At 28.0% G+C, this 16,368-nt stretch carries 15 protein-coding genes; 8 read left to right on the top strand and 7 right to left on the bottom strand.

What is annotated here, in order from left to right; all coding sequences use genetic code 4:
- Window positions 1-116 precede the first annotated feature (116 nt).
- Window positions 117-1,373, top strand: a complete 1,257-nt coding sequence (gene glyA / locus V3249_RS00720; protein WP_341517576.1) for a serine hydroxymethyltransferase — start codon at window positions 117-119, stop codon at window positions 1,371-1,373.
- Window positions 1,374-2,103: 730 nt separating this feature from the next.
- On the opposite strand, the gene V3249_RS00715 is transcribed toward glyA, so the two are convergent.
- From V3249_RS00715 to V3249_RS00685, 7 genes are all read right to left on the bottom strand, one after another.
- Entirely contained in the window at window positions 2,104-3,918 is a 1,815-nt protein-coding gene (locus tag V3249_RS00715; RefSeq protein ID WP_341517575.1) for a GDSL-type esterase/lipase family protein, read from the bottom strand.
- 992 nt (window positions 3,919-4,910) lie between these two features.
- Complete coding sequence (locus V3249_RS00710) at window positions 4,911-6,272, bottom strand: dihydrolipoyl dehydrogenase (protein ID WP_337896847.1); 1,362 nt, start codon at window positions 6,270-6,272, stop codon at window positions 4,911-4,913.
- Between the two features lie 250 nt (window positions 6,273-6,522).
- Window positions 6,523-7,407, bottom strand: coding sequence for a GTPase Era (era, locus tag V3249_RS00705; protein ID WP_337896846.1), 885 nt, complete (start codon window positions 7,405-7,407; stop codon window positions 6,523-6,525).
- Window positions 7,408-7,409: 2 nt separating this feature from the next.
- On the bottom strand, window positions 7,410-7,805 hold the full coding sequence (gene cdd / locus V3249_RS00700) for a cytidine deaminase (RefSeq protein WP_337896845.1): 396 nt from the start codon (window positions 7,803-7,805) through the stop codon (window positions 7,410-7,412).
- Window positions 7,805-8,257 carry an rRNA maturation RNase YbeY gene (gene ybeY, locus V3249_RS00695; RefSeq protein WP_334308715.1) on the bottom strand — a complete coding sequence of 151 codons (453 nt, stop codon included), beginning with the start codon at window positions 8,255-8,257 and terminating at the stop codon, window positions 7,805-7,807. The genes cdd and ybeY overlap by 1 nt, the downstream gene beginning before the upstream one ends.
- Before the next feature lie 20 nt (window positions 8,258-8,277).
- Entirely contained in the window at window positions 8,278-8,661 is a 384-nt protein-coding gene (locus V3249_RS00690) for an MAG1140 family protein (protein ID WP_337896844.1), read from the bottom strand.
- Window positions 8,633-10,672, bottom strand: a complete 2,040-nt coding sequence (locus V3249_RS00685) for an Mbov_0121 family peptidase domain-containing ABC transporter (RefSeq protein ID WP_337896843.1) — start codon at window positions 10,670-10,672, stop codon at window positions 8,633-8,635. Before V3249_RS00685 ends, V3249_RS00690 begins: the two co-directional genes overlap by 29 nt.
- A gap of 75 nt (window positions 10,673-10,747) precedes the next feature.
- Here V3249_RS00685 and V3249_RS00680 point away from each other — a divergent pair, with 75 nt between their 5' ends.
- The 7 genes from V3249_RS00680 (at window position 10,748) to V3249_RS00650 (ending at window position 16,320) form a co-directional block, all read left to right on the top strand.
- Window positions 10,748-11,944 (top strand): phosphopentomutase, encoded by a 1,197-nt coding sequence (locus V3249_RS00680; protein ID WP_337896842.1) that lies wholly within the window; start codon window positions 10,748-10,750, stop codon window positions 11,942-11,944.
- Window positions 11,945-12,146: 202 nt separating this feature from the next.
- On the top strand, window positions 12,147-12,941 hold the full coding sequence (locus V3249_RS00675; RefSeq protein WP_337896841.1) for a transcription antitermination protein NusB: 795 nt from the start codon (window positions 12,147-12,149) through the stop codon (window positions 12,939-12,941).
- A complete protein-coding gene (locus V3249_RS00670) occupies window positions 12,907-13,368 on the top strand; it encodes a hypothetical protein (RefSeq protein ID WP_337896840.1) in 462 nt (153 codons plus the stop codon). Before V3249_RS00675 ends, V3249_RS00670 begins: the two co-directional genes overlap by 35 nt.
- The gene (locus V3249_RS00665) at window positions 13,369-14,082 is read left to right on the top strand and encodes a TlyA family RNA methyltransferase (RefSeq protein WP_337896839.1); all 714 of its coding nucleotides are present in this window, start codon (window positions 13,369-13,371) and stop codon (window positions 14,080-14,082) included. It begins immediately after the preceding gene.
- On the top strand, window positions 14,075-15,220 hold the full coding sequence (locus tag V3249_RS00660) for an aminotransferase class V-fold PLP-dependent enzyme (protein ID WP_337896838.1): 1,146 nt from the start codon (window positions 14,075-14,077) through the stop codon (window positions 15,218-15,220). The genes V3249_RS00665 and V3249_RS00660 overlap by 8 nt, the downstream gene beginning before the upstream one ends.
- The gene (locus V3249_RS00655) at window positions 15,213-15,635 is read left to right on the top strand and encodes an iron-sulfur cluster assembly scaffold protein (RefSeq protein WP_337896837.1); all 423 of its coding nucleotides are present in this window, start codon (window positions 15,213-15,215) and stop codon (window positions 15,633-15,635) included. Before V3249_RS00660 ends, V3249_RS00655 begins: the two co-directional genes overlap by 8 nt.
- Window positions 15,622-16,320 carry a pseudouridine synthase gene (locus tag V3249_RS00650; protein WP_337896836.1) on the top strand — a complete coding sequence of 233 codons (699 nt, stop codon included), beginning with the start codon at window positions 15,622-15,624 and terminating at the stop codon, window positions 16,318-16,320. The genes V3249_RS00655 and V3249_RS00650 overlap by 14 nt, the downstream gene beginning before the upstream one ends.
- Window positions 16,321-16,368: the final 48 nt, after the last annotated feature.

Here is a 16,368-nt window from a genome sequence, read left to right as displayed (position 1 = left end):
AAATTTAAAATTATACCATGTTTTGCTTAGCAAATGCAAAAAAAATTTTTTGCAAAATGTTGGCTGTTTTTAGAGAATTCCTTATTTTTATAGTATAATTTCTATGTTTTTGAAAAATGTACAAGAAAATTAATATTAAAGATCAACAAATTTCTGAGCTAATTAATTTAGAAAGTCAAAGACAAAACGACCAAATTGAACTAATTGCTAGCGAAAATTATGCTTCGCAAGATGTTCTAAGCGCAAATGGAACAAGTTTGAGCAATAAATATGGCGAAGGTTATCCTGGAAAACGCTATTATGGTGGTTGTGAGTTTATTGACAAAATTGAATTAATTGCAATTGAACGTGCAAAGCAACTTTTTGGAACAAAATTTGCAAATGTCCAACCCTATTCAGGCTCAAGTGCAAATTCCGCCGTTTTTGCCGCACTTTTAAAACCTGGAGACAAAATTCTTGGCCTTGATTTAAGCTCAGGGGGTCATTTAACTCACGGATATAAAGTCAATTTTTCCGGAATTTTTTACACCGGAATTAGCTATTTTCTTGACAAAAATGAAACTCTTGATTATGATGAGATTGAAAAAATAGCTGTTGAGACCAGACCAAATTTAATAATTTGTGGCTATTCGGCTTATTCAGGTTTGATTGACTTTGGGCGTTTTCGACAAATTGCCGACAAGGTCGGCGCCTATTTGCTGGCTGACATTGCCCATATTGCCGGCCTTATTGCTGCCGGAGTCCATCCTTCGCCAGTTGGAATTGCGCACGTAATAACATCAACAACCCAAAAAACTCTGCGCGGACCTCGAGGTGGTTTGATTTTAACAGACATTGAAGAAATTGCAAATAAAATTGACAAAATTGTTTTTCCTGGAATTCAAGGTGGTCCACTTTTTAATACAATTGCGGCAAAAGCTGTTGCATTTAACGAAGCTCTACAACCTTGATTTAAAGATTATTGCCAGCAAATTGTTAAAAATGCTGCTTTTTTTGCAAATGAATTTGCAAAAAAAGGTGCAAGAATTGTCTCAGGAAAAACTCAAAATCACCTTTTTATTGTTGATGTTAAAAAAACTTACGATCTAACAGGTAAACAAGCACAAATTTTGCTTGAATCAGTAAATATTATTACAAATAAAAATACAATTCCTAATGATAGCCTAAGTCCTTTTGTAACTTCAGGAATTCGTTTTGGCACACCAGCAATGACTTCTCGCGGTTTTAAGGAAAAAGAATTTACTATTCTTGCTGAAATTATTGATTTTGTCTTGAGAAAGAAAAATTTAAATCCTAGTGAAATTGAGGAAATTAAACTAAAAATTCAGGAATTAACAAAGAAATTCCCAATTAAGTCTAGTTATTGGATTTAAAAAATGAATTATTTTTTTGTTTAGCAAAAATCATCTTCATTTTTAAGAAGATGATTTTTTTTTTTTTTTGAGCTACCCAGTTTAATGGCAAAAATTCACTTTTTAGTGAATATAAATATGCAAAAACACCGGTAAATCCTGGGTTTTTGACACTAAAATCTTAAGTTTTATAGTTTTGAAATTCACCTGTTGCAAAAAAAAAAAAAAAATGTTTGGTCTAAAATAAAATTGTGTTATAATAAAGTTCACTTAAGAATGATTAATAAATTTGGATTTTAGAATTAAGGGGGAATTAGTTATGTTTTTTGTCATAAAAAAATCAGAAAATGCGAATTATCCATTATATTTTTAAATATGATGGAATGCCTTAAATTTGACCGTTTAGAAATCTACAAATTTTAAGGCTTTTAGTTATTGTTCTTTCAAAACTTCATATGTTTTTTAGGCTCACTGCAAATAAAAATGAGTTTTCTATTTGCGTTGAATTTAAACAGTAGTTGTATTTTTTTATGGTTTTTACTTTGATATTTAATAAATCAGTAAAAAATAGGAATTAACTTTTGCCAAAAAAAGTTAAAAAAGCACCCAAAAACAGAGACTTTTTTAAGATTATCTCATCAAACTGGGAAACTCGGAAAAAAATAAATTATTTTTTTAAATAAAAAAACATGACGTTAAAAAATGCCATGTTTTTAAGTATTAATTTTTAATAACGTGTTTTAGGGTCTAATTAAGAACTAGAGGTTGAACCTGTTGAAGCAGAAGTTGATGGAGTTGAAGTTGAGTTGCTTGAAGTTGAAGGAGTTGACGATGATGAAGTTGATCCTTTACCTGTTAACTTGGGTAAATCCACTAAAACTTTCGCAATATCAAGATTTGAAACAAAGGTAGAAATAATGCTTTTAATTATTGAAGGAAATGTGATTTTTGAGTGGTTTTTAGAGTCTTTTGTATTTTTTTCTAGATCAGTTAATACTTTATTAAGCGCAACTTTAACTATATCAGTATCTGGTTTATTTAGATAAGGTTTAGCAAAATCTCCAAGTAATTTTAAAACTTCTGCAAGAGATTGTTCTGATGCTGATTCAGGAATAAATTTGACAAAAGAACCTGCTAGTCAGTGTCCTGATTTTTTAACTAAGTCTTTAAAATCTAATTTTCCAAAAATATTTGAGCTCAAAACTGATAACATTGAATCAGCTAAATCTCTTTTATCGTCTTTGATTACTGAATTTTGGGTTTTTTCAAATTCAGACTCTTCGTCAATAAAATCATTTTCTGATTTATTGTCATTTATTTTCTTCAACAATTCTTCATTAGTTTTTGCAACACTTGAGAGGTCAAGAACATGTTTATACGTTAAATTTCCTGAAGCATTATCGGTGAATTTCGTAGATTTTTTAATATTATCAACAACAGCACCAGCTTGAGTTTGATCAGTTGCTAATTTTAACAATAATTGTTCAGCTATTTTTTTATATCCCTTAACTTGAGGGTGAATATCAAATTTTGTTGCTCCTAATTTTGTATCAGAATCATTTCAAATTTCTGCATCAAATGGATCAACGTAATTTACACTAGTTTTTTGGGCTGTTTGGCGAATTGCAGTGTTAATTTCGGTTGTAACTTTTTGGAAATAATCTTTTTCTAAACCAAAATCATTAGCAAAAAGGTTACTTAAAACTTGTACTAAAAGTGAGTTTGGCAATTTATATGCAAGTAAATTTATATGTAAATTAGGATTAATTTCTTTTAATTCTTTTAAAAGCTTTTCTAAATCTGCTTTAAATTCTGTTATTTTAGTTGAAATTTCGTTTTTTATATATTTGGCTATTTTTGGTTTTAAATCTTCTTTTTTCTTAGGAGTTTTCTTGCCATCAGCAGGAGTTGTTGTTTCTTGAGTTGTTGCTGGAGCTGATTCTACTGTAATTTTATCTAATTCCTCTTTGATTCCGGATGTTTCGGGAGATAAAAGGGAGCCAAATTTAGTTGCAACTAAGAAAATATCATTAGCGCCAAGAGTCATTGTCAAAAGATTAGCGTTTTTAATTTTCTGAGTTAATTCAGGGTAACTTGATTTATTAAAATTGCCAAAAACGGTAGATAAATCATTGAATTTTGTATTTTGATCGTTATTTTTAGGGACAAAAGGATTATCAGCGACTTTTCCTGTTGTATATTTTGAAGGATTAATTAAATTAAGTCAATTTTTTACTGTTGCACCAGAAAAGGCCAAATTATCATATGAAACTAGCGAATCTTTGTTCAACTTTTGCAAATAGTGCGCAAAAAAGGAAGGATACGAAAGGCCACTTACGCCCCCCCCTTGCGAGTTAAGCTTACCTTGAAAATCGCGATAAGTTTCTTGATTAAATCCGGCGGTAACAGAATCACCAATCGCTAAATATTTAAATGTTTGTAATTTTGCTGAGTCTTGAGAAACACACGCAACAAACGTTACTGCAGTAGCTAATGGTAACAAACCTAATGATATAAGTTTTAATCTTTTTCTAACGGGATAGTTTTGAACATTTTTGAATTTCATACTGTTTCCTTTCGATTTTAGTTTAATAAGTTAAAAATTATACTAAAAAAAATAAAAATAAAAAAACTAAAAAATGTAAATTAGAAGAAAAAAACTCACTTTTAATTTGTGAGCTTGATATTTTTTCTGTAAATTTAAGGCAATTTTGATCAAAATTGCAACAAAAAAATTAATTTAAAATTAGCCTGGATATTTTATTATTTATTAAAAAACTTTATCTTCGCAAATTAATATGCTAATTTAGTTTAATTTGCTGGATCCTGAGTTTGACAGTTTGATGGCAAAAATTCACTTTTTAGTGACATAAAAATGCAAAAATACCGGTAAATCCGCGTTTTTTGATGCTAAAATTTTAATTTTTATTATTCTAAAATCACCCTTTTGTAAAAAAATGCTTGGTCTAGGAAAAAATTATGTTATAATAATCCTCACTAAGAATAAATTAATAAATTTTGTATTGAATTAAGGGGGAATTGCTTATGTTCTTTGGCTAAAAAATCAGAAAACGCGAATTTTCCGTCATATTTTTAAATATGATGCAATGCCTTAAATTTAACCGTTTAGAAATCTATAAATTTAAGGCTTTTAATTATGGCTCTTTCAAAACTTCACATATTTTTTTAGGCTCAATGTAAATAAAAATGAGTTTTCTATTTACATTGAGTTTAAATAGTAGTTACATTTTTTATGGTTTTTGTTATTCTGTCCATAAATTGATTTTTGCCAGTGTTTTAAAATTGTAATTAACTTTTGTCAAAAAAGTTAAAAAAGTGCCCAAAAACAGGACACTTTTCAAGATGATTTCATCAAACTGGGAAACTCGGGAATATGCTAATTTACTTTAGTTTGCTGGATCTTTTTAATTTAAAGAAAACTTAAGTACAATTAATTTCAATAAGAAACAATGGTTTTAGAATTAACCAGTTTAAGGAAAAAAAGAAACTAATTTCCTAAAATTTTAACTAAAATTTTAGTCTAAAAAACAGTAATTATTAGGATTTTTTACTAAAAGCGATATTTCTAGAAATATAATAAACGGATTCAGCAAGTGTAGGGTGGGTAAAAGCTGAAGTTTGAAGGTCAAAAATTGTCATATTTTTGCTTATTGCTAATGCTATTTGGTTAATCAATGTCGCTGAATCTTCAAGAAAAATAGTTGCTGATAGAATTTTGTAAGTGTGTTTTTCGTAATTAATTTTAACAAAACCAATTTCAAAATCTAAGTTAGCGTGGGCTCTTGGCAAATTTCTTGCAAAAACTTGCGCTGATTCAAATTCAATTTTTGCACTTTCTAGCTCTTTTTCACTTTTTCCAACAAATGAAATATCTGGATTTGTGTAAATTGCAAACGGAATATTGGATTTTACAAATTTTTCATCAGATTTTTGGTGCAAAATATGTTTTGCAACAACATCTCCATGTTTATATGCACTTGTTGATAACATCATAATTGCGTTTAAATCACCAATTGCATAAATATTTTCTTCAGAAGTTTGGAAAAATTCGTTTACTTTTAAAACGCCATTGTCATATTTTTCTAGATTTAACTCAGAAAATGAATCATTATTAACAGTTCTACCAACTGCAAGTAAAATATTTCGGGTTTTATGTTTAGAAGTATTTTCGCCTTGTTGAATAAGCAGACCATCAGTTTCGTATTTTAAAACTTTTGCATTTGTTATGACATTTATTTTATCTCTTTGGATAATTGAACTAACAGCGTCTCTTATTGATTCATCAAAATTACCAAATAATTGATTATTTGATTCGATTATTGTTATTTTTTTGTCAAAGTTGGCATAAAAACTAGCAAACTCAAGGGCGATAACGCCACCACCAATTATTGTTAATTCATCAAAATCGTGATAATCTAAAATTAAATCATCAGAAGTATAAACATTTGCATTTTCGATGCCTTCGATTTGTATTTTTCTTGGTCTACTTCCGGTTGCAAGAACTATTTTGTCGGCATAAATTTCGTTGTTTTCAGCTTTAATTATGTTTTTAGAAACTAATTTTGCTTCTTGGTTAAAAACAGAAACACCAGCACCTTCTAGGGCGCCTTTGATTGCTTGTTGCAATTTTTTACTGTTATTGCGTGCATTTTCAAAGACTTTTTCTAAATTAAATGTGTGACTAGATTCAAAACCGTATTTATCAGAATTGGACATTAATTGTCTTATTTTTGCAGACTTTAAAATTGTTTTAGTTGGGATGCAACCCCTATTTACACAAGTTCCCCCTAAGACATTTGATTCAAAAAGTGCGACATTTTTGCCGTTATTAGCTAAAATAACTGCCAAAGAGTATCCGCCTGGACCACCACCAATTACTGCAACATCAAATTTTTTCATATGTTACTCCTTTTTTGAAGTTAAAATTAATAAATTATGAACAGCAAGCTTTTTAAATAATTTTAAAAAAGAATGCTTGCTTAGTTAAATATTTTACAGCAAAATTGTAAAATATTTAATTTATTAAAATTAAAATCTATTTTTAATAAATTTTAATAATTTTTTTTAGTAATTTTAGCAACAAAAAATGCTGTTTAGCAATAGTTGCCAAATTAATTATTTAAGGGAAAATTTATACAAACTTAAATTTTTAATAGCCAAATTTCTTAATCATTTTAGGGTCGTTAAATCATTTTTTAGCAACAGCTACTCTGTTTTTTAGAACAACCTTTTTACCAAAAATCTCTTCAAGTTCTTTGCGAGCGTTAGTACCAATTTGTCCAAGAACCGCCCCAGCTTTACCAATAATTATTGGTAAGTGCGACTTTCTACCGACATAAATTGTTGCATCAATTCGGATACAATTTTTTTCTGATTCATCAAAATTATCAATGACAACAGCAGTTTGATGCGGAATTTCATCATCAACATTCAAAAGTATTTGTTTTCTTATTATTTCCTTTGCAAAAAAACGTGAACTTTGATCAGTAACATCTAAATTATTGAAAAAATGATTTGAGGGATAGGCGTATTTTTCAATTTGGGTTAATAAATTAGTTCGTAAATCCTCGAAATTAGTTGAAAAAGGCAAAATATTGTCAAATTCAAAGTCAAATTCTTTCATTTTTTGTGACTGTTTTTCAAAAGTAAACTCGCCATCTTCAATATCAGTTTTAGTAATTATTGCGATTTTATTTTTAATATTTGAAATTTTTTTAGCAAATGCCTGTGTATTTTCATCAATTGGCTCGTTAACTGGGTGCAAAAAAAGAACAAGATCTATTCCCTCAAGTGTCGAATTTATCGCGAAATTTAGGGAATTACTTAAATTATTAATTTTATTGTGAAAACCGGGAGTGTCAACAAAAACTATTTGGAGATTATCTTTATTATAAATTGCATTAATTGCATCTCTGGTAGTTTGCGCTTTTAGACTAACAATTGAAACTGGAAATTGAACAATCGAGTTTATTAGTGAAGATTTACCTGAATTAGGTTGGCCAATAACTGCAACAAAACATGTTTTTGTATCCATATTTATAAAAAATCCTTATTAAATTGCAAAGGGAGAAGTTGATTTAATTTTTTCTCAATAAATTCTGCTTTTGAATTATAAAGAAAAATGCTAACATTTTCAGAAAAAAATTCAACAAAAACTTGTAAACATTGACCACAAGGGACAATAAATTTACTAGATTTTGGGCTATAAATATGAATTTCTTTAAAATTTTCAGGGTTAACTCCTTGGGCAATTGCTTGAAATATCGCTACTCTTTCAGCGCAAATTCCTGCAGGATAAACGGCATTTTCAACATTAATACCTTCAAAAGTGCCTCCTTGTTTTGTTAGCAAAATTGAGGCTACTGGAAAATTGGAATAAGGACAGTAGGAATTTTTGCTTAGTTTTTTTAGGGATTCAAATATTTGTTCCATTAGCGAAAAATCTCCAAATTTTTTAAAATGTTCTCCACTTTTTCGTGCATAAATTTATTATTTTCATCATTATCATGATCAAAACCTAGTAAATGATAAAGGCTATGAGCAAAAAGGTATGAAAATTCGCGCTTTTCGGTGTGATTATAGTCTTTTGCTTGTTTTTGAATTTTTGATGGTGTCATAAAAATTTCGCCTAAAAAATGAATTTGCAAATTATTTTCTTGAATTTTCAAACCACTTGGAAATGATAGAACATCAGGAACATAGTCTTTATTTTTGAATTTAAGGGCTAGTTTTTGTGCCTTTTCTTCACTTATTAGCATTAAATCTAGATTAATTTCACCTTGTAAATTTTCATTTTTTACAAAAATTTCAAAAATTTTTTTAAACAACTTTAAAAATTTAAACTTAACCTTACTTTGATTCTCAAAATTAATTAGAATTTTCACCATTTATATTTAATTTTATTCTATTTTGTAAAAAGATCTAAAAAATTACCTGTATTTTTTAAAAAAAGAACGGCTGGCAATTGAGTTTTTGGTTTTAATAATAGCGATTTTGTGAACTCAATAACAAATTCATTCTGTTTTACATTAACAATTTTTGTAATTTCAAGTCTAACTACTCGGTCCTGAAATTGAAATTGGGCAAATGAATCTTTATCCATTAAATAATATATATCTGAATTTACTGTTGCAAATGTTTTGTGTTTTTCATCGATTTCTAAAATAAAATTAACGGTCCTGTAAGTTTTTATTTGAAAAAAATAGTAAAAACTTGCGCACATCAAAATTAGCAAAAAGACACTAATTATTATTGTTATCTTATTGTTTTGATATATCTTTGATGTCAAAAGTTTCTCCTTGTTCAATTACATACCTTTTTGAATGAGAGATCTCGATAAACATTGCATTTTTTTGGTAATTTGAAATTACTTTCTTTAAAAATTCGAAATTTTTTTCATCGATATTTTCAAAAGCCTCATCTAATAAAATTAAGTCAAAATCTTTGGTCAAAAGTTGCAAAATTGCGATTATTTGCTTTTGTCCATTTGAAAAATTTGAGCCATTGTTAATAAATTTTGAATCAAGGGAAATTTGTCATTCATAAAGCATTTGTTGAATGTCAAATCGTTGAAAATTATTAATTAAATTCTGAATTTTTTCAGGATTTTCATTTGTTATAAAAGAAAGAACACTGATGTTAGGGAAATAATTTTGCGATTTTATGTAACAAATTCTTTTGCGTAACTCATTTTGGTCATAATATTTTAAATCAAGATTATTAATTAAAAAATCGCCGTTATAAACAATTTCCTGATTTAAAAGTCGCAAAAATGTAGACTTTCCGCTTCCATTTTTTCCAATTATGTGCAAATTTTCTTTGATTTGCATTTTTTCAATGTAAAAAAGCGTCTTATTTTTATAATAACTTACGCTTAGATCTTTTAATTTTATATCTGAAATTTTTTGGTGATATTTGCCGGTTGTCTCTTTTTCAATGTTGAGCACAAAATTTAAAAGCTCAAATTCCTTTAAAAAAATTGGCAAATTAGTGACTATATTAACAAATGAAGAAAGCGGATTAATAAAAAAACTAAAAAAACTTAAAAAAAGCAGTAATTCGCCGATTGATAATTTTTTGTCAAAAATTCAAAAAGAGGAAATAACTACAATTAAAATTGGTGCTATTGAAAAAAGAAAATTATTGAAACTTGATAAATAACTCTCTTTTTTCCAAATATTAAATTCTGTTTTTTTATAACGGTAATATTTTTCATCAAATTGATGTTTTAAATTTTTATAAACATCATCACGCTTTAAATTTTCAAGCGAAAAAATCATGTCATTTGTACTTGTCAAGCTATTTAGTTGATCTTCCATTAAAAATTGGTGATTTTTTGAAATACTTTTTCGCACAATTATGCTAATAAAAAGGTAAATTATGCCTATTCCAATAATTAAGCCCAAAATTTTAATGTCTATCCACAACAATATAAAAAATGAAATTAAAAAAGTAATAACTTCGTTAAAAATATGGTAATAAAAACTGGCCGAAAAAGCTGCAAAACTTGGAATTAAATTAATTCTTCTTATATAATCATGATTATCTAATTTTAAAAGTTGAAAATTTTTACCTGTTTTTAGAGCATTAAAAAACCGGTCAAAAATATCTTTTTCGATTTTCAGTTCAATTTTATGAATATATATTTTTTTAATAATGTCCTGTAAAATTCGCCAAATTACAATTCAAGCAAAGAAAAGACTCGCTTTTATGACAAGGCCAATGTCTTGTTGAGGCAAAACCTTGTCAATTATTGTTTTCATGAATAATGAAGATAAAAAATTACTAACTGCAGTTATAAAAAATAAAAAAATAAGATACCAATTACTTTTTGACTCAAGGAAAAACCACCAATTATTCCATGATTTATCTTTTATTTTTGATCTTTTATATTCAGGATCTTTTTGGGCAAAAATTACAACATTCTGAAAAATTTTTGCCATTGTTTCAGCTTTAATTTTTACTTTTCCTTTTAAGGGATCGATAATTTCAAATTTTGATTTTTTTACTTTTGTCAATAAAACATAATGATTTAAATCACCAGTTTTAATTAGAATAATTGTTGGTTTTACGATCTCTAAGGTTTTTAAATTTTCATAAGGACCCCCGTAAGATTCAAGAATAATTCCAAATTCCTTTGCTAATCGCTCTAAATTAGCAATGTTTATCCCATCATTTGAATAAAAAGCTTTTGTTTTTAAAGAGTTTATTGATATTTTTTTATCATAAAAGAAATGATAAATTGATTGAAGAACCGCCAATCCACAATCTTTTAAATCCTTTTGCAAAAATACTTTCATCTTCTGCCCTAATTGTTGTAAAATTAATTAAAATATTAAAAAATAGAAAAATTTAGGAAAAACTAACAAAAAATTATGGATCAATACAAATTTAATCGAATTTTCTTAATAGTAACTGATTCGCTTGGAATTGGGGATGATGGTTTTCAAGACGTTTTTGGCGATTCAGGTGCAAATACTTTATATTGTGTTTCAAAAACTGGTGAATTAAGAATTCCTTTCTGAAAAAAAATGGGAATTTCTAATGTGGCTAAAATTGAAAATAGTGGCAAAATAAATAAAGAACCACTTGCTTATGTTTCAAAAATTATCGTAAAATCAAATGCAAAAGACACCCTCGCGGGTCACTGAGAAATGATGGGAATTGAAACTGTTAATCCTAACCCAAATTTTGATCAGGGTTTTCCTAATGAACTAATAAGAGAGCTCGAAAAAGCCTTTGATAATCGAGAAATTATTGGCAATAAATCAATTAGTGGGACTGTAATTTTGTCAGAATTAGGACAAAAATCTATCGATGAGGGCAAAATAATTGTCTATACCTCGCCTGATTCAACTCTACAAATTTGTGGTCATGAAGAAACATTAGGACTTGAAAATCTATATCGCTATGCAAAAGCTGCAAGAAAAATTTGTTCTTCAAGGCCAGAATGAAACGTTGCTCGCGTTATTGCTCGCCCTTATATTGGTCAAAACGGGAAATTTACACGCACTTTTAACAGACATGACTATGCAAATACACCGCCAAAATCAATTCTTGATAGATTACAGCAAAAAGGAATTAAAACTATCGGAGTCGGTAAAATTGGCGATATTTTTTCAAAACAGGGGCTTGATAAAATTTTTGGACCTGACAGTGATGAAAATAATATGGATATCGCAATTGATATTGCCTCCAAATCCACAAAAAATCAATTTATTTTTGTGAACTTGGTCGAATTTGACTCAAGTTATGGCCACCGTCGCGATATTATGGGATATTGTCAAAATTTAAATAATTTTGACATTAAACTAGCAAAATTAGTAAATACACTAAAAGATGATGACTTATTAATTGTCTCTTCTGATCACGGAAATGACCCTTGTTATCCTGGCACAAATCACACACGCGAGGCTCTGCCGCTAACAATTTTTTCAAAAAAATTCACATCAAAGTTCAAAAAGTTAAAAAATCCTGTTGATTCACTTGCAACTATTGGAAACATAATTGCCAGAAATTTTCAAGTTGAGCTAGCAGAAATAGGTGAAGATATTTTCGATTCTTTAGAATAATTATTCCTTGAATTTAGTAGCTTTAAATATTTTAATTTCAGAATTTTTCCAATAAAAGGGCTAAATAATTGTTATAAGTTCTTTTTAATATATTGAAAAATGATAAAATTTTATTAAATTTAAAGTATAATTTATTATTTTTTATAATTAGTAAGATTTAAACTCAATTATCTAGTCAGCAAAAGCAAAAAAGTGGAATAAAATGAATCATTTAAACAAAAAAAATTCGGCAAAAAGCCAAAAATATAGGAATAAGAAAAAAAATACTCTTCCTTATTTTGATCTAGAAGCAAAGGAATTTGCACATGTTTTACAAAAGCAACGCTCTCTTTTTGTAAGTTCGGTCGATTGTAATAGTTCTAAAAATTTACCTGGTAATTTAAGTCAAAATGACACTGAAGACGGCCTAACACACTCAGACATCTTGAGCGGTCCAAGTTGTCAACATAACAGTAATTTAATGAAAATAACCTATGAAAACCGAGCTTTTTGCTCAAACAGTGAGTCAATAAATTATCCAAATAAGCATACTAAAAACTCTGAAGCACTCGAAGAAGATCAGTGTCTTGAGTTTCAAAGTCTATCCAAACAACGAATTAAAAGAATGGCTAATATTTCAATTATTTATGGCTCACAACTTTTTGATCAAAATATTGACATTGATGAAATAAAAAATAAGTATTTTGAAGTGACTTTTGATCAGTTGAAAATACTTACTTTTGTCAAGAAAAACTATGTTTTTTTGAAAAAAGTTATTACTTTACAGTTAAAATCTAATTGAAGTTGAGACAGAATGTTGCCATTAATTCGATCAATTTTGCTTTTGGGAGCTGCTGAATTATTTTTCCAACCTCGCCGAATTATTTTTAATGAGGCTATTGAAATCACTAAAATTTTTAGCATTGAAGGTGGCGATGAGTTTAGTTTTGTAAATGCTGTTTTGCAAAAAGTATACAATTATTATGAAAACAAGAATCTTCTTAGACCTCAAAAATAAACATGAAATAAAAAGTCATATCAAAATTGAGATCAAATTTTGAAAATATAAAAAAATACTTGGAAAAAAATTTAAATTTTTATTTTATAACCTTTCAAAAATTTTAGAAATTAGTGTTTCAAATCAACAATGTGCTCAACTTGATTTAAAATTAGTTAATAATATTTACAAAGTTGAAAATTGAATTTCATGCATGAAGCAGTTTTTAAACTTAAATTTATTTTCAAACCTAAGAATTCATAAAAATTTAGCAATTTTTTTGTTTTATAGTTGGCAAATTTACCTACAAAGATTTAAATTCAGACAAAAATTATTCGACTTTGAAGACCGTCGAAGAGACGCTTTTAACAATTTATCGCTTGAATGAATAAAAACTGATCCAAATTTTAATATCAAACTCATTGAAATTTTAAGGAGATGAAAATAAATGAACCTACTTAGTAAAATTCTAAGCATGGGTTTTGAAAAAGCCGAATCATTAATTAAAACTGGTCATGTAAAAGTTAATAATAAAATATGTCTTCTGCCAGCATATAAAATTAAAGATTTAGACCAAGTGACAGTTGAAATAAAGGAAAAATATGTCTCCCGCGGCGCCATAAAATTACTTTGAGCTTACGAAAAATTCGGACTTGATTTTAATAACAAAATTGTTCTAGATATTGGGTCTTCTAAAGGTGGTTTTACACAAATTTGCCTTGAAAAAGGGGCAAAAAAAGTTTTTGCTCTTGATTCAGGTTTGAATCAATTAGATTATTCTTTAAGAATTGACCCTAGAGTTTCAGTAAAAGAAAAAACCAACATTAAATATGTTACAAGCGATTTTTTTGATGAAAAAATCGACATAATTGTTTGCGATGTTTCCTTTATTAGTCTTAAAATTGTTGTTAGTGTTGTAAAAAATCTGTTAAAAAAGGGGCAAAGTTTTATTGCTTTATTTAAACCTCAATTTGAGGCTAGCTCAAAATATGTCCAAAAAGGCGGTTATGTTTTGCCTGAATTTCATGAGTTTTTAATTAACAGACTGGTTGAATTTGCTAAAAATGACTTTGATTTTGTTAATTCGACTAAATCGCCAATTAAAGGACTAAAATCAAAAAATATCGAGTATTTTTTGCATTTTATCAAGAAAAATGACTAATTTTAAAGAGTTTTTTCCTTTTTTAAATAAAGTAACTTATTTAGATTCAGCAGCAATGACGCAAAAACCGATATCTGTAGTTGAAAAAATTAACCATTTTTACACAAATTGTGCTGTTAATACTCATTCATCAAATTCAAAAATCGCCTTTGAAAATTTACAGATTTTAAACCAAACTCGCGAAAAAATTGCAAAATTAATTGATGGTTTTGCTGAAGAAATTATTTTTACTTCCGGAACAACAGAATCGATAAACCTTTTTGCCAACATGATTAAAAAATTCATAAGAAGGGGAGATGAAATTTTATTGTCACCCTTAAATCATTCTTCAAATCTACTTGTTTGAGTCAAAATTGCTCAAAAGGTGGGCGCAAAAATTGTTTATAGCACAAAAATAATTGACAAAATTTCAACAAAAACAGCTGTTATTGCTTTAACTCAGGCAAATAATTCGATTTTAGTAGATCTAGATTTAGCTAAAATTTGAGAAAAAGCTATAAAAAACGGCGCTTTTGTAATAAATGATGCAACACAATCAATAAACTTTCAAAAAGTTAGCATGAATTTTTGCCACGCATTGGCTTTTAGTTCTAATAAATTTTACGGGCCAACTGGATTAGGCGTGCTTGCAATAAAAAAATATTTGATGGGGTCGCTAGAACCTGTAAAATTTGGAGGGGGTATAATTAGAAAATTTGACAACAAAAATTTGCTTTTTTATAATGATTATCGCAAATTTGAAGCCGGGACACTAAATTTTGCTGCAATTTGGGGTTTAAATGCTGCTATTGATTTTATAAATGAAATTGGAATTGAAACTATTTATAAAAAAATTAGAGTTTTGGCAGATTATTTATACGAAAAATTAGAAAAAATTGATGATATTGAAATTTTTTCTAAAAAAGGCGACCATATTATAATTTTCAATATTAAAGGTTTTAGCGCTCAAGATGTTGCTTCATACCTAGGAAATAACGATATTTATGTTCGAAGCGGGAATTTTTGTGTACCGTTACTAAAAAAAGTGCTAAAAAATGATAGTTTCATCAGAGTTTCGCTTGGTTTTTACAATGATTTTGCTGATATTGACGACTTAATTACCAACTTAGAAGAAAAGAGGTTTTTAGATTTTGTATAATGATTTTATTATTCGACGTAATATTATTGTCGATGCTAATGAAAAATTCAAAGAAAAAAAACGAATTTGTAAGTCAACAAGCTCTGAAATGAATAATAACTGTGACGATTGGGCTCAGTTAGACTTAGAAATTATTGGACAAAAAATTAAAAAAATACAATTTTGCGCTTCTGGTTGTACACTTTTGCTCGCAAGTTGTTATTTATTTGAAAAAATTTTAATCAATAAAACCATAAAAGAAGCGCAAATTTTGCTTGAAAATTATGAAGAAATGATTAAATCTCAAAAAATTATCCCAATTTTAGAAGATTTAAATGTGCTTTTTATGGTTAAAAGTCACCCAAACCGAGTAATTTGTATTAAACTACCTTTGTTTTTGTTGCAAAAACAAATTGAAAATCATGAAAACAGTTAGAATTCATAAGTTTTTATCGCAAATGGGAATTGCCTCCAGAAGAAAAGCCGAAATATTAATCAATGAAAAAAGAATAAAAATTAATGGCAAATTTGCACAAATAGGCCAAAAAATTTCTGACCTTGATGTTGTTGAGTTTGACGGTCAAAAAATAAATAAAAAAACAAAAATCATCTGATATGTGCTAAATAAACCAAAAAATTATATTACAAGTCGAACTGATCCACAAAATAGGCCAACAATAATGGAATTTTTTGATAAAAATTCCTATTTGTTTCCAGTAGGCAGGCTAGATTTTGAAACAACCGGTCTAATTTTGGTAACAAATGATGGCGAAACTAGCAATAAATTACTTCATCCTAGTTCAAAAATTCAGAGAACATATTTAGTCAAAAGTGATTTTAATTTAAATGATGAGGAAATTAATTTTTTGAATAACAATGAAATTTATTTAGATAATGTAAAATCTGTTCAAAAAGTTCAAAAAGTTGCCTCACGGACATATATTGTCAAGATTTGGCAAGGCTCAAACCATCATGTTAAAAAAATTTTTATATCTGTTTCCAAAAAAGTACTTATGCTCCGAAGATTAAGTTTTGCAACTATTGAACTTGGAAATTTAAAGCCAGGTGAAAAACGTAAACTGTCTCAAGCCGAAATTTTGTCACTAAAGAATATTTTTTAACAAATTAAATTTTAGCTAAGCAACTATTATATATAATTATTCGTGTAA

It is taken from the genome of Mesomycoplasma ovipneumoniae, from assembly GCF_038095995.1.
GTDB lineage: Bacteria > Bacillota_I > Bacilli_A > Mycoplasmatales > Metamycoplasmataceae > Mesomycoplasma > Mesomycoplasma ovipneumoniae_F.
Note: the sequence above shows the minus strand (reverse complement) of the source record. Positions and strands in the feature narration are given on the sequence as shown.